The following is a 19,442-nucleotide window of genomic DNA, read 5'->3' on the forward strand; positions in this document are numbered from 1 at the left end:
TCTGTTTCAGAATCAGCCTCAGTGTCCGAATCAGTCTCGACATCCGAGTCGGTATCGACATCAGAATCGGCCTCAACGTCTGAGTCGGTATCGACCTCTGAGTCAGTTTCAGCGTCTGAATCAGTTTCTGTATCTGAGTCAGCATCAGCCTCTGAGTCGGCCTCTACATCAGAATCAGTCTCATTGTCCGAATCAGTCTCAACCTCTGAATCAATCTCTACATCTGAGTCAGTTTCAGCGTCTGAATCAGTCTCTATTTCAGAGTCAGTTTCAGCCTCTGAGTCATTGTCCGCGTCTGAATCAATCTCGACCTCGGAATCATTGTCAGCATCAACATCTGAGTCGGTCTCAACCTCTGAGTCGGTCTCAACCTCTGAATCAGTATCAACGTCTGAATCAGTATCGGCCTCAGAATCATTATCAACGTCTGAATCAGTTTCTGTATCCGAATCAGTGTCAATCTCTGAATCGGTGTCCACATCAGAATCAGTTTCAACTTCTGAATCAGTCTCAACCTCCGAGTCAATTTCAGCCTCTGAGTCGGTTTCAACATCCGAATCAGTGTCAATGTCCGAGTCAGCATCGACATCTGAGTCATTATCAACGTCAGAATCAGTATCAGCCTCAGAATCAGTTTCAACGTCCGAATTAATCTCTACATCTGAGTCAGTTTCAGCCTCTGGATCGGTATCGATGTCCGAATCGGTTTCTACATCTGAGTCGGTATCTACATCAGAATCAGTTTCGACATCAGTATCTGCATCTGAGTCAGCATCATTGAGTACCTCTGCACCTGAATCAACTTCAACATCAGTAAGTACTTCAGTTTCAGTGAGTCAATCACAATCAGGATCAACATATGGTAGCGGTTCATACTCTAACTCAATGAGCCAATCAATTTCTCATTCAGAGTCATTGTCTGCATCAGCATCAGCAAGTGGATCACAAAAACACAGCCAATCTGTGGTCCTTCCAAATACTGGCGAAACAGGATCTGTAACATCAGCTCTTCTCGGAGTAGTTACAGGGTTAGCTGGAATTGCTGGACTTACCCGACGTAAAAAGAAGGGGAACTGATCTAGTAGGAAATATCATTTTTTTCGAGTGAATCTCATGGGAGATTCACTTTTTTCTAGTAGAATGAAGTATTTTTAATGTGTTACAAAAAAATTTGAAAATTAAACGATAATATATAAGTTTTTTGTAGCAAATTACTTGAATCTACGTAGTATTGCTGTATAATGAATAATGACTACAATGTAAGGGGAATATCATGCAATTTAAGCGTTCAAAAGGAAACTTTCGTGAAACAGATCGTGTCGTACGCTTCAAATTAATTAAATCAGGAAAAAATTGGCTTCGAGCATCAACAGCTGCTCTAGGCCTCTTTCGCGTGGTGCGTGGGCAAGTGGAGGAGACCATCATTGCCAACGTGCAGCAAGATCAAATAGAAAGTAAAAAGAATGGCCAAGCCTTCTTAAAGGGTTTGATTACGGTAGGGACTGTTTTTGGTGGTGCTGTGATTGCTACGACTGCTAAGGCGGAGGATGCAACATCACTTGCACCAACGGTTTCTGAGACAAAACAGGAAACTTTGGCAGAAGTGGATAGTGTGGTTTTAGCGAAAACTTCAAGCCAGCCTTCAGAATCCAGCTCTGTTTCAGGATCAACCAGCCTTTCTACATCTGAGAGTGCGTCTGCTTCGATCAGTGAATCTACTTCTTTGTCCTTGAGCGAAGTTGGATCAACTGCATTATCAACGGCACTTAGTGAGTCTGCTCAAGCTCTAGAGTCAGAGGTAGTTGTTGAAGAGCCGACTAGTTTAGAAGAAGCCGTTGTTTTGGAACAAAATACCTCTGAAGCTGAATTGCTTCAAGAAATTGCAGGGAATTACGCATCTAAAATGACGGACAATGATCGCCGAGCAGTGGTCGAAGCTGTCATTAACAAAGTGCAGGCTGAAGTGGCTGCAAGCAATAACTTGATCCACACCAATGCCAGTGCGCAAGCTTATGCTGACCAGCGCGATCGTTTGGAGAAAGCTGTCGATGAGATGATGACGACCTTGACAGCTGCAGGTTTTGTGGGAAATACGAATATAGATGGGAAACCTGCGATCTCTGCTCAGTTGGCTCCTCTAGCTGAGGAAACATACTTGGCTGATGATGTATTGGATATGACCCCGAACCCAGAAGATCCCAATGGTGCGAGTGTAGAAGATCCTACACTTGACACACCAGGATATGCTAAGGATCCTCATCTAGATAAAGATCTCTTAAGATTTTCGCCTGAAGAGTTGAAAAATTTTTTAGGTGAACCCTACACCAATCGTTATACATTTGGTATTTGGGACTTTGTGAATAAACAAGGAGAGTCACTTGGTTACTATGCGACTATGTCGATTGATATCAGTGAGATAGATCCGGAAAAGCATAAGGCAATGGATGTTTATTTCCGCATTGTCCGAAAATCAGATGGGGCTGAAATTTTTTCACAAACTGTATCTCCAGAAGGATATGGCCAAGATATTCAATTACCAAAAGAAGTACTAATTGGTCAGGCTCCCCTTGGGAACAAGGTTTTTAATTCGGAACCTTCTACAGGTAATGGGACCTTTGGAATGCTGACGAATTTTATTCCGGAACAGGCTTTCTTATTCCGGAGTATTTATGATGTCATGACGCCTGAGAATCAAGGGCAATTGATTAGGACGTATCCTAGTATCAAAATTCCATCTATGATGGGACAACAATCGACCTTCTATAGAGAAGTGGACCCGAATGGTAGATGGTTTAATGGGCAATATGAACCAACGGGGAAAGAAAGATCCTTACTAGAGTATAGAATCTACGGATTGGAAGGCCAGCATTATACAGCTTCCAATCCACGCGAATTTCCTGGTTATGTACAGGTCCCAGCGCACACCGTGTTCCCGAATCGTAAAAGTGGGGTGTTCGATAATAGTAAGAATGGGAAATCAAGAATTGAACTATTAGGGGATGCGCGTGAGCATTTCATTAAAAGTGAAGTTGTCACCCTTAATCAAAATGGTGATTATTCTCTTCGCTACTATGTTTTAGATCCTTCTAAAATCCATGATGTTAGTAGTGGTGATGTAGGAAATGCTAAGGTAACCGATGTATATACACTTGTTTATGAAAAAGAATTTAAACAAGATAGTACGGATAACCTTTCAGATTTAGGTGGAACTCGTAAAGTTGAAAGTAAAAACAAGGATTATTTCCTGAATGTTACACCAAAACGAATAGATTACCAACATTTTGAGTTGGATATTACAGGTTGGTTCTCTAGTAAGGAGACAGTTACATACACTGATGAGAAAACAGGAATAGAATATACTGTTCCAAAACCATTCACGGAACTTCCAAAATCGGCCTACCTCGATAAAAATACGACCATGGTCGTTGGAGAAGATGCAACACCTCAAGGAGCAGATGGTTTTTCCAACTTCAAACAAACGATCAAAAAAATAGTAGATTCATACCCCTTAACGAGTGTGAATTATTACTATCGGAAGATGACACCGTCAGAATCTGCTTCACAATCTCAAAACTTCTCGATTTCAACTTCAGAGTCACTAGTTTCAGAATCCATTTCATCTTCTCAATCTGTTTCGGTCAGTGAGTCCGTTTCCTTGTCACAAGCATCTAGCTCCGCCAGTCAATCAGATTCACAGGTTTCAACCTCGATTTCCTTGTCACAATCTGTATCGACAAGCGAATCCAACTCGTTGATCCAGGAATCGATCTCCGCAAGTCAGTCGGAGTCGTTGATTCAAGAGTCCGTTTCAGCCAGCCAATCAGACTCGTTGGTTCAGGAATCTGTATTGGCAAGTCAATCAGATTCATTGGTACAAGCCTCCGTTTCTGCCAGCCAGTCAGAGTCATTGATTAAGGAATCCGTTTCTGCCAGCCAGTCAGAGTCATTGGTACAAGCCTCCGTTTCAGCCAGCCAGTCAGAGTCATTGATTAAGGAATCTGTATCTGCAAGTCAGTCTGAGTCGTTGCTTCAGGAATCCGTTTCGGCCAGCCAGTCTGATTCCTTGGTTCAAGAATCAGTTTCTTCAAGCCAATCTGAGTCGCTTGTTCAAGAGTCGATTTCAGCGAGTCAATCAGAGTCATTGATTAAAGAATCTGTATCAGCTAGTCAATCCGACTCACAATCAAAAGCAGCATCTAAGAGTGAGTCTGAAAAAGCCTCGAAATCTGTTTCGTTGAGTCAGTCGGTATCCTTATCTAATTTAGCATCTAGATCAATTTCTGTGTCTCAATCGCAGTCAACATCGGCGGTTGGATCGGAGGAAGTGATTTCTCAACTGATTTCCTTGTCACAATCTATTTCGATGAGCAAAAAGCTGTCAGAATCCGTTTCGTTGAGTCAGTCAGAGTCGTTGCTTCAGGAATCCGTATCGGCTAGCCAATCAGACTCGTTAGTACAAGAATCCGTATCTGCCAGCCAATCTGATTCGCTGGTTCAAGAGTCAGTTTCGGCAAGTGAATCGAATTCATTGGCTCAAGAATCGATCTCAGCAAGCCAATCAGATTCGTTAGTTCAAGCATCAGTTTCCGCAAGTCAGTCCGAGTCATTGGTTCAGGAATCAGTATCTGTCAGTCAGTCAGACTCGCTGATTCAAGAATCAGTTTCCGCGAGTCAATCCGACTCGTTGGTTCAGGCATCTGTATCGTCTAGCCAATCCGATTCGTTGCTCAAAGAATCCGTATTAGCTAGTCAATCTGATTCCTTGGTTCAAGCATCCGTTTCCGCAAGTCAGTCCGAGTCATTGGTTCAGGAATCAGTATCTGTCAGTCGGTCAGACTCGCTGATTCAAGCATCAGTTTCCGCGAGTCAATCCGATTCGCTAGTTCAAGAGTCAGTTTCCGCCAGTCAATCTGAGTCCTTGATTCAAGCATCAGTTTCCGAAAGTCAATCGCAATCTACTTCTGATGTCGAATCTAAGTCTCAAATTACAGAATCTATGTCCTTTTCTCGTTCTGATTCAATGAGTCAGTCGGAATCGCAAGTATCGACTGATTTGCAATCAACATCATTGAGTCAATCAGAATCGTTGGTTCAAGCCTCAGTTTCGGCCAGTCAATCAGAGTCATTGATTCAAGAATCGATTTCCGCCAGTCAATCAGAATCGCAATCAAAAGTAGCTTCTGAATCGGCATCTAAGAGTGAGTCTGAAAAAGCCTCGAAATCTGTTTTGTTTAGTCAGTCGGTATCCTTATCTAATTTGGTATCCAAATCAATTTCTGTGTCTCAATCGCAGTCAACATCGGCGGTTGGATCGGAGGAAGTGGTTTCTCAACTGATTTCCTTGTCGCAATCTATTTCGATGAGCGAAAAGCTGTCTGAATCCGTTTCAAGGAGTCAATCCGAATCCTTGGTTCAAGCATCGACTTCAGCGAGCCAATCTGAGTCACAAGTTCAAGCATCAGTCTCCGCAAGCCAGTCTGAATTGTTGATTAAAGAATCTGTTTCTGCCAGTCAATCAGACTCACTGGTACAAGCCTCAATTTCTGCAAGTCAATCAGAGTCTTTGGTTCAGACCTCAGTATCTGCCAGTCAATCCGAATCGCAATCAAAAGTAGCTTCTGAATCAGCATCTAAGAGTGAGTCTGAAAAAGCCTCGAAATCTGTTTTGTTGAGTCAGTCGGTATCCTTATCTGATTTAGCGTCTAGATCCATTTCTATGTCTCAATCGCAGTCAACATCGGCGGTTGGATCGGAAGAAGTGGTTTCTCAACTGATTTCCTTGTCGCAATCTATTTCGATGAGCGAAAAGCTGTCTGAATCTGTTTCAATGAGTCAATCCGAATCCTTGGTGCAAGCTTCGATTTTGGCAAGTCAATCAGACTCACTGGTACAAGCTTCGATTTCAGCGAGCCAGTCGGAGTCACAAATTCAAGAGTCGATCTCAGCGAGCCAGTCAGAGTCACAAGTTCAAGAATCGATTTTGGCGAATCAATCCGAATCCTTGGTTCAAGCATCGATTTTGGCAAGTCAATCCGAATCCTTAGTACAAGCTACGATCTCTAATAGCCACTCAGATTCGTTAGTTCAAGCTTCTGCCTCGACAAGCAAATCAGCTTCAACTTCTAATGTCGTAGCTGCATCGCAGGTTTCAGAGTCTGGATCGTTCTCTCGATCAGTTTCAGAGAGTCTATCTGCTTCACAATGGGCATCTCATTCAGAATCTCTAGCGTCAGCCTCGCTATCGAAGTCTGACTCCTATAGCCAATCAACTTCGCTCCTTTCTGCAAGTGAATCTACTTCAACGTCGATGTCAGTGTCTGAATTCCCTTTGACAAGTGTCTCAGAATCTATGAGCGCATCATCGACAGAGAGTCAATCCCTATCGCATGAAGCTTCTGAATGGATCAGTGTGTCTTATGCGTCAAGTTTCTCTGCTATGACCAGTCCTTCTGAGTCTGTCGTGTCTTCGTTCAGCACCTCTCACTCAGAATCTCCATCAGATGCAAGCTCGCTAAATGCGACGCATTCTTCAGGACCTGCTCTTCCAGAGACAGGAGCCCATCCTTCGAATAATATCTTTGCTATAGTAGCTTCCATTCTTCTGTCTGGATTAGCCCTTTTAGGAATTCGGAAAAAAGATGGCAAATAGAACCTTAAAAGACCGGAATGAACCGGTCTTTTATTGATCTAGAATGTCTAAGAAGTTGTGAAATGTGTTATAATGAATGAGGAAGTTTTCGTTGAAGGGTATGAAAAAGGTTGCTTTGTGAAAGCTCAGTTTGCCTTCATATCTTCAGGAAATATGGGATAAAAAAAGAAGAGTCAGAGGAAAGAGATGAAAATCCATTTTACAAATTTATTCGGGCAGTCTTCTCAGAGCGTGGCCCTGATGGCCCAAAACGATATCATGAATGTCGTTCGCGAGCTTGGGGTCAATGAATTAGGGATCTACTTTTATGATCATAGCAATGAACCAGCTAGTGAATTGAACTCGCGAATGGATGGGATTTTAGCAGGCGTTGCTTTTGGGGATATCGTCTTTGTTCAATCGCCTTCTTGGAATGGGATTGAGTGGGACCGCCGTTTGGTTGATAAGTTAAAACTCCTTCAAACCAAGTTGGTCATGTTTATCCACGATGTCCCACCGCTTATGTTTGAGAGTAATTATTACCTGATGCCCAACTATATCGACATGTACAATCAGAGTGATCTGGTCGTTGTTCCATCAGAGCAAATGTACCATCGTCTAGTATCAGAAGGGCTTACAGTTAAAAAATATGTGGTACAAAAGTTGTGGGATTTGACCCACAGTTTGGATCTCTATACCCCGCAATTTGAGAAAAAACTGATCTTCTCAGGAAATCCGTCGCGTTTCCCTCATATCATCGACTGGAAATATGATACACCCCTTCATGTCTATACCGAACCAGTTGAAGGAGTTGATTATTCAAAAGTCCATATTGAAGGCTGGCGAACCAAGCAAGAGTTGCTTTTGGAGCTTTCTAAGGGTGGTTTTGGGCTGGTTTGGGGAAATTCAGAGAACCCCGAGGATGAGCGAGATTACTACAAAGAAAATATTTCCTACAAATTATCGACTTACTTATCCGCAGGTCTTCCAGTAGTGGTGCCAGACTATTTGTCAAATGCAGACTATATTCGAGAAAAAGGGCTTGGCTTTGTAGCATCCAGTCTTGAAGAAGCCAATTGTTTGGTTCAAGACTGCACAGAGGAAGCGTATGCCCAAATGGTCCAAAAAGCTCACTATACTTCTTATTTGATCCGCAATGGCTATTTCACAAAAAAATTATTCGTCGATACCATCATGGCCTTGGATGAATAACATTCAATGAACAATCCTTCAGATAAACATCTGAAGGATTTTTTGTTGAATACGGTACCAAATGGGGAAATTGAAATATTATCAAATATTAGTGACAAATGAGTATGGAAAAGTCGCAAATTATGGTAAAATAAGTTGAGATAAAATGCTCTAAAGGCGCATATGTAAAGGCTGTTTCCCAGGTGGAAGAGTCAAAATGAGTAAGAGAAAGTTTAAAAGAAATGTTAAAACGATCTGAAGTAGGAAAGAGATTTTGTTGGACGATATTTTTCGTCTTTATTTATGTTTTGGGAAGTAAAATTTCCCTGCCTTTTGTTGACTTATCAAAGGCCTTGAGACTCAATGAGGGAACGACAACCGGTTTACAGCTCTCAAGTGCTGTGATGGGGGGAAACCTCCGCGGAATGTCGATCTTTTCGATCGGTCTATCCCCTTGGATGTCTTCCATGATTTTGTGGCGGATGTTTACCGTTTCAAAACGCTTTAACCTCGAAAAAACTAGTTCGGAAATTGTGGAGCGGCGAAAGATGTACGTGACCTTGACACTCGCCATTGTCCAGTCCTTGGCAGTGGCCATGTATCTCCCCTTGAAGACAGGGTTGAACTCCGGACTTGTCATTGCAGTCAATACTATGATTATGGTAGCTGGAGCCTTCTTTCTAGTTTGGCTCTCAGATCTAAATGCCGCTTTGGGGCTTGGAAGTTCTGTGGTGATCATGATGGCTGGGATGGTGATGTATCTTCCAGAAGACGTGATGCAGACCCTTTCAAGTGTCAATAATATACCAGAGATCGCTTATGTTCTGGGCGTGATTTTCATCTTGATTTTTGTCTATGTGGCAGTCTTGGTGGAATATTCCAAGTACCAGATTCCTGTCAATAAATTAGGAATCCACAACAATTTGAAAAGTTATACTTTTTTGGATATCAAGCTCAACCCAGCAGGAGGGATGCCCTTCATGTATGCCATGACCTTGGTGTCCATTCCTCAATACGCCATGCTGTTGATCTTGTCTATGGATTCCAATGCCAAGTGGGCCGCTCATTTAGCCAAACACTTGGTGATGGGAGATCCGATTTGGATTCTTCTTTACATTCTGATGATCGCCCTACTCTCTTTTGCTTTCGCCTTTGTCAATGTGAACGGAGAAGAAATTGCAGATAAGATGATGAAGGCGTCCGAGTATATCGATCATGTCTATCCTGGAGCAGATACACGTCGCTATATCAATAAAATTGTGCTACGCTTGACGGTTTTTGGGACCTTGTATCTGATCCTCTTTACGGCGCTTCCTTTTTCCCTCTTGTTATGGGATAAAGATCTTTTGCGCTTGACCATGATTCCAGGAACCTTCCTCATGTTTGTCGGGATGATTTACAATATCCGAGAAGAAATTCGTGCCCTTCGTGTCAATCAACGTTATACAAGAATATTCTAGGAGTAACCATGTATTATTTTGTACCAGCCTGGTATGGAACGGACCGCATCTGGCAGCAAACAGCTACCCCTTGGTACTGGATGCGAGAATCCATTGAATTTGATGATACCATTAATCAAGTTCGTATTTTTCAAGAAGCAGAAATGGATCGGATCTTATTGTTGCCTCAATATAGTCCACAACTGCGCTATTTTTTACACCGCCAAGATTTGTTAGAGACAGATGTCCTTTCGATTTTTGATAAGATCCAACAGGTTCCGTCTGATTTGGCTATGCGCCCAGTTCAGCTTCAGGACATCGAATGGCCGAGTGAGACCACTTTTTCCTATACTCCCTTTTTGGTGATGGCATTTCGAAAGGGCCACCACCTAGCAAAAATTGATATGGGAGTGGATGGAAACCTTCTCTCTTTGACCCGTTATAAGAATGACGAGATCAGCTACATCGAGTACTTAGATGATCGTGGCTTTATCTCTAGTAGAATCTACTACAATGAGGGAAAACCCTATTTCCAAGAGTATCTGAGTTTTGATGGGCAATGGGTTTTGAGAGAGATGTTGATCGAAGAGAACCACTCCGTCATGGTTAATGAAGCTTTCTTTCATGCCTTCAAAAAAGAAAGCTATGCCAATATGGGAGACGTTGTCGCTGAAAAAATGAAGGAGCAGCTAGCAACCTTGGTTCCAGGACGAGATCAGTTGGTTTTGGCAGCTCATCCAGCAAATTTGGCTTTTTTACAAGATACAGCAAGTAGCGTTAAGAAAGTCTTGTCTTTCTACGGGGATCGCCAGCCCTTGTCTGCCGAAAACTTTGCCCTCTATTTTGATATGATTGATGCTCAGCTCTTGATTACAGATAGTGAAAAAACCAAAGAAGCGATTGGGGTCTTTTCTCCTAGCTTGGCTCAGAAGACACACCGGATTACCTCTTTTGACTCCCGCCTCCGTTTGGGATCAAGTCAGGAACGCAAGGAATCAAAGATTTACTTTTACGTCAATGAAGCTGAGCTTCCAAGTAAGAGCCAGCTCAAGAAGGTTCTGGAGGTCTTGGCGCAACATCCTTTATTTGAAGTTGTTTTTGCATTTTACAATGGATCACCGGAGCATGTTAAGGAATTAGAAGGGCAACTCGAGGAATTGATCGCTAGCGAGCAGGACTTTCATCTGGTTCAATCACCAGCCCAAATGGAAGGACTTGGGGAAAACCAGATCATCGATGAAGAGTCCGTACAAGACGCACCGGACTACCGTTTTGTAGTTAAGAATTTTTCAAATGAAAATGACATTATTCAAGAATTGGAAAAAACACGCTTGATCGTAGATTTAAGCGAGGAACCCAACCTCTATACGCAGATTGCAGGGATCTCTGCTGGAATTCCACAGGTCAACCGCGTCCAGACAGAATATGTCGATCATTTGAAAAATGGCTATGTCTTATCAAAGGGAGACAAGGAATTAGAGAAGGCAATCACGCACTTCTTATTGGAATTGAAGCCTTGGAACGAAGCCTTGGTCTACTCGATCGAAAAAATTCAAGAATACACCGGTCAACGCTTGATCGAGAAATGGGAAGGATGGATGAAAGAACGTCATGGATAAAAAACTACAAATACCCCATATTCTCCAAATCGGCTCAAGTAGTTGGCAGGATCAGGTGGAGCTTCCTGCTGGACTAGGCTGGCACTTTTTTCAAGCTACCGCTCTTCCATCGCTCAAAGAATATATGGAAGAAGAGGAAATCTCCAAATTCAAAGCCTTGATTCTAGAAAAGCCAGAAGATTTATTAGCTTTAGGAGAAGACCTGGCTTATTTTCAGCCTTATACTGTTTTTTATGATCAAAGCCATGAACTAGAGGCGCCTTCTGACGAATTGGCCCACCTTTTAAGACTCAAGCAAGCAAGACCCTGGGATTTCTCAAATAAGCATCAATTTCTCTATGTCTTAGAGCGCTTTTTATACGACAATCAATATGGAGATGCCTTTACGGTTCGTGACCTGCGAGTGAGACCGGATTTTGCTGGCCAGCAAACGGTGCTGGGGCAACATTTTCTGAAGCTAGATGGATCATACGGTGAAGAGTTTACACCGATTGCTCAGTGGGTCTACAACTACGTGTATGATGCTAGTCGTCCCATCAATTTTTGGTTGGAATATGAAAAAGATCCAAGCTGTCAGCTGCAATTGCGGATTCAATTTTACCGCTTTGGTGCACTGGGAGAGTGGGTCAAAGATGCAGTCTTTTCAGAAGAAGAGATGGCACAACCACTAGAATTGGATGGAGCAGAACCTTATTACCTAGCCTTTTCGCTGGAAGCAAAAGGAGAGGGGACGCTTACGATCGGAGCCCTCCATAAGCGCTTGTCACATGGTCCTTTAGGAGAGATGACCGTAGGAGCTAAGACGCTACGGGACCACAAACGCCAAGAAATTTTTGCTTATTTCCATCCTGGCGATATGAAGCCACCTTTAAACATTTACTTTTCTGGGTATCGCCCGGCCGAAGGTTTTGAAGGGTTTGGGATGATGCGTGCGATGGGGAGTCCCTTTATTCTCTTTTCTGACCCAAGACTGGAAGGTGGATCCTTCTATATGGGCTCAGAAGAATTGGAAAGTCAAATCACTGCCTTTATTGATCAGCACTTGGACTTGCTCGGCTTTGAGCCAAAAGATATGAATTTCTCAGGCTTGTCCATGGGGACCTTTGGTGCCCTTTACTATGGTGCCCTTTATTCTCCTCATGCGATCTTGGTCGGAAAACCTATTGTCAACCTGGGGGATGTCGCTGCCAATCTGAAATTTAAACGTCCAGATGAGTTTGGAACATCCCTAGACATGATGCAGTTGATCATTGGTCAAGTGTCGCAAGAAGGGATCGGTCAGCTCAATCAACGCTTCTGGGACCGGTTTGACCAGGCAGATTTCAAGGATACGATTTTAGCCCTTGCCTATATGAGGGATGATGACTATGACCAGCAGGCTTATCCAGATATTTTAGAGGCCTTGTATGAATTGCCGGTTCGTATTATCAGCACTAGCCGTGCCGGTCGACACAATGATGCGAGTGGTCCGATCATTGAGTGGTTTGTGACCCAGTACAAAGAAATCATGGAAAGAGACTTTGGAAGAAACCAATGATAAAAATAAAAGAAAATGAAAGCAGACGAATCTACTGGGGCGATACCGTTCTAGCAGATTATCTTTGGGGGTCGACCATTCAAGCGACTGACCAAGGAAGCGTTCAGTTTCAGAACCCCCTCATGCCATCTGGTCAAGTGCTGAAAACTTGGCATTCGCAGACAAATTTTGGCGCAACTCGTCAAATTCCTAGTCTGCCCCTGCTCAAAAGAGAGCAAGATTATGAACTGGTTATCACGATGGAAGCGACTCCTGCTCATACCGTTATGGTAGAAATCGTCTTCAAAGATCGCTTTGGAGAGGTCGTTGGCCGTCGAGTAACCGCAGAAGGTCGCTTGCCGTTTATCTATCCAGATCAAGCATACGCCTATGAAGTACGCTTGCTCAGTGCAGGTTTGCAAGAGTTTACCTTCCACTATTTCACGATTCAACCAATATCGTCTGAGGGAGCAGAAGTTCTCGAATAGACGAACATCACTGCAAAAAAAGAGGATTACATTGGATTACGTTAAATTAAGAAACATCAAAAAAATCTTAAAAGAAGTCAATAGCTGGAAGGATGACATGGCCCGCTTGACGGATCGACAACTACAGGAGAAGACTGTGGAATTTCGGGAACGTCTAGCTAAGGGTGAGACCTTGGATGATCTCTTGCCGGAAGCATTTGCGGTTGCGCGGGAAGCTGATAAACGGGTCTTGGGCATGTTTCCTTATGACGTGCAAGTCATGGGAGGGATTGTCCTCCACCAAGGTAATGTCGCTGAAATGAATACCGGTGAAGGAAAAACCTTGACGGCAACTATGCCGGTTTATCTCAATGCCTTAGAGGGCAAAGGGGTCATGGTTATTACGACCAATACCTATCTGGCAACTCGGGATGCAGAAGAGATGGGACAGGTCTACCGCTTTTTGGGCTTGACTGTTGGAGTTCCCTTGAAACAATCAGAAGACGAAGAATTAGATCCAGAAGTCAAACGGGAGATTTACCGGTCAGATGTTATTTATACGACCAATACTAGTCTGGGATTTGACTATTTAACAGAGAACTTGACGGCTTCGGCAGATGGTCAGTTTTTGGCAGACTTCAATTACGCCATTGTCGATGAGATTGATTCGGTGCTTCTAGATAGTGCTCAGACTCCCTTGATTATTTCTGGTTCTCCTCGGGTTCAATCTAACCTATATGGGATTATTGATACCCTGATCCAAACCTTCAAAGAAGGGGAAGACTTCAAGTTTGATGAAGAAAAGAAACGGGTTTGGTTGACTCGAAAAGGAGCTCATGCAGCAGAAGCCTTTCTAGCCATTCCCAACCTCTATGATCCCCAATACCGTGATTTGGTCCGCCATATAAGCCTAGCCCTGCAGGCCAATAAAAACTTTATTAAGGATAAGGACTATGTCATCCACCCCAATGTCGAAGGGCAACCGGAGATTGTCTTACTAGACCAGACGACGGGGCGCTTGATGGAAATGACCCGTTTGCAAGGAGGACTCCACCAGGCGATTGAAGCTAAAGAGGGTCTCAAGCTCACCCAAGAAACACGGGCCATGGCTTCTATTACCTACCAAAACCTCTTTAAGATGTTTCGGAAGTTGGGAGGCATGACCGGGACTGGGAAGGTCGCTGAGGCAGAGTTTCTTGATACCTATGCCATGTCAGTGATCAAGATCCCAACCAATCGCAAGAAGATCCGCAAGGATTTGCCGGATGAAATCTATCAGACCTTGCCGGAAAAAATCGTGGCTTCCCTGGATTATGTGAAGAAGGTCCACGAAAAGGGCAATCCGATTCTGGTCTTTGCCGGATCCGTTGAGATGTCGATTCTTTATTCGAATCTTCTCTTGCGTGAAGGAATTCCACACAATCTTCTCAATGCCAACAATGCTCCTCGAGAGGCCCAGATCATTAAGGAGTCTGGCCGAAAAGGTGCCGTGACAGTTGCGACCTCAATGGCCGGTCGGGGAACCGATATCAAGTTGGGACCTGGAGTAGCTGAGTTAGGAGGTTTAGTAGTTGTAGGGACTGAGCGGATGATGAACCAGCGGATTGACCTTCAAATTCGTGGACGTTCAGGTCGCCAAGGAGATCCCGGTTTGACCAAGTTCTTTGTCTCTTTGGAAGACGATTTGATGAAAAACTGGGGACCAGACTGGATCCAGGATACCTATCAAGACTATGATGTAGATGAGCGGATTGGTTCAGCCAAAGCTCTGACCAAGCGCAAGTATAGAAACTTGGTGGAACGGGCCCAAAATGCTAGTGAAAGTTCTGGTCAAGCCAGTCGTCGGATGACGCTAGAATTTGCGGAAAGCATGAACATTCAGCGTGCCATCGTCTACGAAGAGCGCGACCACTTGATCAAACAAGAAGGACGTTTGGATGATATCGTTGAAAAAGTGCTTCGTTCCGTTTTTTCAAGCGTAGTCCATAAAAAAGAATACAAGGAACCGGTAGCTTTTTATCGCTATATGTTAGACAATGTTAGCTACCAAGTAGATCCGGAAAAGGCCCACCAAACCTTCCGTAGCAAGAAAACCAAAGAGAATTTCTTGTGGGAGATTGCTAAAAGTGAGTTAGAAGCTAAGTATGAGATCTTAGGCACCGATGAGGTGATCGCCCAATTTCAGCGCATGGCCATCCTAAAAGCTATCGATGAAAACTGGGTCGAGCAGGTAGACTATCTGCAACAATTGCGCATGGCGCTCTCTGGTCAGTACACCAGTCAGAAAAACCCTTTGGTAGAATTTTTCCAAGAAGCCTACCAATCCTTTGAACGAATGAAAGAGGCGGCCAAAGAACAAATGGTCCGCAATCTCTTACTAAGTCGAGTAGAAATCAATAAAAAAGGGGAAATTGTCTTGCATTTCCCATAAAAGAGGACATTATGACAGTATACAATATCAACCTTGGAATCGGTTGGGCCAGCAGTGGTGTTGAGTATGCCCAGGCCTACCGTGCCCAGTTGTTACGCAATATCCATCAACCAGCCAAGTTTGTTTTTATGGATATGATCTTAGCCGATAATATCCAGCATTTAACAGAAAATATCGGTTTTAAAAATGATGAAATCATCTGGCTCTATAGCCATTTTACAGATATAAAAATTGCGCCAACGACCTATACCATTGATCAGGTCTTATCAGGTTTTGCCGGAAAACCGACTCGGGAAGAAGTCGACGGCAAGATCAAGCGCTTCTTTTATGAGGACCAGGACAATTTTTTGACCTGCTACCTGCGCGAAGAAAACAGTCCTTATGTCGAACGCTGCGAGTACGTGTCTAGAGGGATTTTGGTGAGAAAGGATTATTTCTCCTATACCCGCTATTGTACCGAGTATTTCATTCCTAAGAACAACCAAGCCAACTTGATTGAGCGCCGCTTTTACAATGAAGACGGGACAGTTGCCTACAGCATGCAGATGGCGGATGGCCGCGAAATCTATCGTTTCCCAGATCGCTATCTGGTTGGTCGCCAAGAATTGATCCGCTACTTCATGCAGACCCTTCAATTGACCAAACAAGATCTGGTGATTTTGGATCGGGAAACCAATATTGGTCAGCCTATCTTTGAAGAAGCGCAAAAAGCCCGTCTGGGTGTGGTCGTCCATGCCGAGCACTTCAGTGCCAATAATGTCGATGATCAGTATATCCTGTGGAATAACTACTACGAGTACCAATTTACCAATGCAGACAAGGTGGACTTCTTTATTGTTGCGACTGATCGCCAAAAAGAAATCTTGGCCGAGCAGTTTGCTAAATACACCAACCATCAGCCAGCTATCTATACCATTCCAGTTGGGAGTCTTGCAAGCTTGCCACAAAACGAAAATCGCACTCCATTTTCTATGATTACTGCCTCTCGTTTGGCGACAGAAAAGCATATTGACTGGTTGGTGCGAGCAGTGGTTCGCGCCAAAAAAGAATTGCCAGAACTGTCTTTTGACATCTATGGAAAAGGTGGAGAAGAAGGCAAGTTGCGTTCTCTAATTGATGAATTGGGGGCGGCAGACTATATCCATCTCAAAGGGCATGCCAATCTAGAGGAAATTTACAAGAATTATGAGGTTTACCTGTCCGCGTCGACCAGTGAAGGCTTTGGGTTGACCTTGATGGAGGCGATCGGTTCTGGTCTTCCGATAATCGGTTTTGACGTTCCTTATGGCAACCAGACCTTTGTTACAGAAGGTAAAAACGGCTATCTCATTCCGCCTTCAGCAGATCAAGTGGTCGACCAGATTGCTGCTGCCTTTGCGGAAAAAATGATCCAGCTATACAAAAAGGATGATCTAGCCAGCATGCGTCAAGCATCTTATGCGCGTGCAGAAGACTTTTTGACCAGCCGAGTAGAAGAAGCTTGGGCACAATTGATAGAAGAGGTGACACATGCTGAACGTATTTGATAGTTATTCTCGTGAAAGCCAAGACCTGCTCCACTCCATGAAAGAGTCTGGCTTTGACCATCCGACCGTTGTTTTGGAGCCAAACGGTTTCTTACCAGACGGTGTCGAGTCTCCCTTTATTTATTTCTTAGGACAAGCAAAAGGGGAGAAGCGCGGTCGCTACTTTAATGAAGTTCCAGTGCCTGATTTCTGGGAAGTTTCTGGGGATAACAGTTCGGGAAAAGTGACCTACTATGGTCAGGAAAAAGCTCGGATTGTGTACCATGCTGCTTCCTATAAACGCATCGTCGAGCGCTTAGAGTGGTTAGATGATAAGGGACAAGTGGTCATGGTTGAGCACTATGACCAATACGGTCGTAAGATTGCTGTAACGACTTGTGGCGATCAGGGACAGTATTTGGTGACTACTTACTTTGAAGGGGATACCGAGCGCTTGACAGAAAATCACCAAACAGGGGATTTGATCTTGACCTTGGACCATCAACCTATGCGGATTTTCAAGAATCGCTTAGATTACTTTGTCTTTTATCTAGAGTATCGTGGTTTTGATTTAGATGGTTTGGTCTACAATACGCTGGCTACCTCCTTTAGCATTAGTCTCCAGTTGGGCAATAAAGGCATCAAAGGACGCGACGTCTTGGTGTGGCAAGAGCCTCTTCACGACAGCCTTCCGGGCAACATGCAGTTGATTCTAAAGAGCCCAGAAATCCGGACCAAGAAGATCTTGATTCCGCAAAACGCGACCTATCATCGTGCTTTGCAGTTGACCTCGCAAGATCAGCATAGCTATTTCGGTCCCCTTGGCTACCTGTATGATTTCAAGGTGAAAGACGATATCCGTAAAGACGCCTTTGTCTTGACCAATTCGGATCAGATCGAAGCCTTGACCTACCTAGTAGAGAACTTGCCGAATGTGACCTTCCGTGTAGCAGCTTTGACGGAGATGTCTGCCAGCCTCTTGTCTATGGTCCGCTATCCAAATGTGGTCTTGTACCAAAATATCAGTCAAGAGCGGATCAAAGAGTTGCTTAAGGTCTCTAGTATTTATCTGGATATCAACCACTATGCAGAGGTGCAAGGCATTGTTCGCAAGGCCTTCGAACACCAGCAAGTCATCCTTGCCTTTAGCCATACTTTGCATGACCGCCACTTCCTCGCACAAGCCAATATCTTTGATCAAGGAAAAGAAGCAGATATGGTGGCCCGTATCCAGGAAATCTACCAATCTGTGGATAACTACAGAGAAGCCGTCGCGCAACAAATTGCCCAATCAAGTAGCGTTGAGCCAGCTGTTTTCCAAGCTCGCTTGCAAGAAGGGATAGGTGGACACAGTGAGTGATCGTAAGAAAGATTTATTTTACAAAGAAGTAGAAGGACGAATGGAGTCTCTCAAACGCCGTCCTGCCGAAAAAGAAAAGACGACACGTTCTGAAAAGATCAATGTCACTTTTAATGTGATCATTGGTTTGGTGATTTTGTTGGGAGTTATTTTTACCCTCTTCAGAGTGTTAGGAGGATCCTAAGATGGAAATGGTATTTGCAATCGGGATCTCGATCTTATCCCTTGCTCTTGTGGTTCTGATCACCCTGCAGCCTCGCCAACAACAATCGCTTTCAACAGATGCGACCAGTAACCTAGGAAAGCCAAGTTACTGGCGGTCTCACCGTGGACTCAAGTTAGCGACCCTTGTTGTTAGTATCGTCTTTCTCCTATCCTTATTTCTTTATATGATGGTCGTACAGGCCTAGTGTCTAATAGAATGGATAAAAAGAAGTTGGTATTCTCCAACTTCTTTCAAATTGTAGATAGAGTCATCTTAGAAACTTTCCTTAGGTGAGTACGGACGTCAGCGAACTTCGAGGAAGTTCCATGACTAATTATTGAGCCTAAGGTCTCAATAATCCCGAGTGCCTGAAACATAATTATTTCAGGCACTTATCTCACGGCGGAAAGTTTCAGTAGATGTCTAAGTGAGCCTAATAGTTGATATCTTTTTAATTTTTTGGGTCTTCGGAATATATAGTGGAATTACTTTCTTAATAGTTTAAAAACAACTGGTGTTTAAATCGGATTTTCTGGTGGGATGTTAGGATAATCAATAGTATTATATAAAAGTATCAATCACATACGAGTGATACTTTGGGAAAAAAATAAAATAGTCCAATTTACTTGACCGTGTACTATGGTACATGGTTTATAATATTCAGGGGGTGAAATAAGATGATTTATCGCATTAGTGAGTTTGCAGATAAATGTGGAGTTAATAAAGAAACGATCAGATATTACGAGCGAAAAAATTTATTACAAGAACCTCACCGAACGGAAGCTGGTTATCGGATATATTCATATGATGACGTTAAGCGTGTTGGGTTTATTAAACGAATACAGGAACTTGGTTTCTCTTTAAGCGAGATTTATAAATTACTTGGTGTTGTAGATAAAGATGAAGTTCGTTGTCAAGATATGTTCGAATTTGTTTCTAAAAAACAAAAGGAAGTGCAAAAACAAATAGAGGATTTAAAACGAATTGAAACTATGTTAGACGACTTAAAACAACGATGTCCAGATGAAAAGAAATTACATTCGTGTCCAATAATAGAAACATTAACATGAGAGATTAATTA

The 19,442-nt window shown here is 43.4% G+C and carries 13 protein-coding genes; all 13 read left to right on the top strand.

The features are described from left to right. A partial coding sequence (locus K1I56_RS04550) for an LPXTG cell wall anchor domain-containing protein (RefSeq protein WP_223325373.1) occupies positions 1–1,077 on the top strand: 1,077 nt, incomplete at its 5' end. Between the two features lie 196 nt (positions 1,078–1,273). Continuing rightward, positions 1,274–6,649 carry an accessory Sec-dependent serine-rich glycoprotein adhesin gene (locus K1I56_RS04555; RefSeq protein WP_223325374.1) on the top strand — a complete coding sequence of 1,792 codons (5,376 nt, stop codon included), beginning with the start codon at positions 1,274–1,276 and terminating at the stop codon, positions 6,647–6,649. A 186-nt stretch (positions 6,650–6,835) separates the two neighbouring features. Next, positions 6,836–7,840, top strand: a complete 1,005-nt coding sequence (locus tag K1I56_RS04560) for a sugar transferase (RefSeq protein WP_223325375.1) — start codon at positions 6,836–6,838, stop codon at positions 7,838–7,840. Positions 7,841–8,061: 221 nt separating this feature from the next. Beyond that, the gene (gene secY2 / locus K1I56_RS04565) at positions 8,062–9,279 is read left to right on the top strand and encodes an accessory Sec system protein translocase subunit SecY2 (RefSeq protein ID WP_223325376.1); all 1,218 of its coding nucleotides are present in this window, start codon (positions 8,062–8,064) and stop codon (positions 9,277–9,279) included. Between the two features lie 8 nt (positions 9,280–9,287). Then, positions 9,288–10,877: an accessory Sec system protein Asp1 gene (gene asp1, locus K1I56_RS04570; RefSeq protein ID WP_223325377.1), complete on the top strand. Its 1,590-nt coding sequence runs from the start codon at positions 9,288–9,290 to the stop codon at positions 10,875–10,877. Beyond that, positions 10,870–12,414, top strand: coding sequence for an accessory Sec system protein Asp2 (gene asp2 / locus K1I56_RS04575; protein ID WP_223325378.1), 1,545 nt, complete (start codon positions 10,870–10,872; stop codon positions 12,412–12,414). Before asp1 ends, asp2 begins: the two co-directional genes overlap by 8 nt. Beyond that, positions 12,411–12,881: an accessory Sec system protein Asp3 gene (gene asp3 / locus K1I56_RS04580; RefSeq protein ID WP_223325379.1), complete on the top strand. Its 471-nt coding sequence runs from the start codon at positions 12,411–12,413 to the stop codon at positions 12,879–12,881. Before asp2 ends, asp3 begins: the two co-directional genes overlap by 4 nt. 25 nt (positions 12,882–12,906) lie before the next feature. Then, positions 12,907–15,291 carry an accessory Sec system translocase SecA2 gene (secA2, locus tag K1I56_RS04585; RefSeq protein WP_223325455.1) on the top strand — a complete coding sequence of 795 codons (2,385 nt, stop codon included), beginning with the start codon at positions 12,907–12,909 and terminating at the stop codon, positions 15,289–15,291. Positions 15,292–15,302: 11 nt separating this feature from the next. Continuing rightward, a complete protein-coding gene (gtfA, locus tag K1I56_RS04590; protein WP_223325380.1) occupies positions 15,303–16,817 on the top strand; it encodes an accessory Sec system glycosyltransferase GtfA in 1,515 nt (504 codons plus the stop codon). Beyond that, positions 16,801–18,156: an accessory Sec system glycosylation chaperone GtfB gene (gene gtfB, locus K1I56_RS04595; protein ID WP_223325381.1), complete on the top strand. Its 1,356-nt coding sequence runs from the start codon at positions 16,801–16,803 to the stop codon at positions 18,154–18,156. The genes gtfA and gtfB overlap by 17 nt, the downstream gene beginning before the upstream one ends. Beyond that, positions 18,149–18,340, top strand: coding sequence for an accessory Sec system protein Asp4 (asp4, locus tag K1I56_RS04600; protein WP_003003066.1), 192 nt, complete (start codon positions 18,149–18,151; stop codon positions 18,338–18,340). The genes gtfB and asp4 overlap by 8 nt, the downstream gene beginning before the upstream one ends. A gap of 1 nt (position 18,341) precedes the next feature. Beyond that, positions 18,342–18,566: an accessory Sec system protein Asp5 gene (gene asp5 / locus K1I56_RS04605; protein WP_003012425.1), complete on the top strand. Its 225-nt coding sequence runs from the start codon at positions 18,342–18,344 to the stop codon at positions 18,564–18,566. Positions 18,567–19,038: 472 nt separating this feature from the next. Beyond that, on the top strand, positions 19,039–19,431 hold the full coding sequence (gene merR / locus K1I56_RS04610; protein ID WP_000640387.1) for a mercury resistance transcriptional regulator MerR: 393 nt from the start codon (positions 19,039–19,041) through the stop codon (positions 19,429–19,431). Positions 19,432–19,442 lie beyond the last annotated feature (11 nt).

Origin of the sequence: Streptococcus parasanguinis, from assembly GCF_019929185.1 — a bacterium.
In the GTDB taxonomy this organism is placed as follows: Bacteria; Bacillota; Bacilli; order Lactobacillales; family Streptococcaceae; genus Streptococcus; species Streptococcus parasanguinis_O.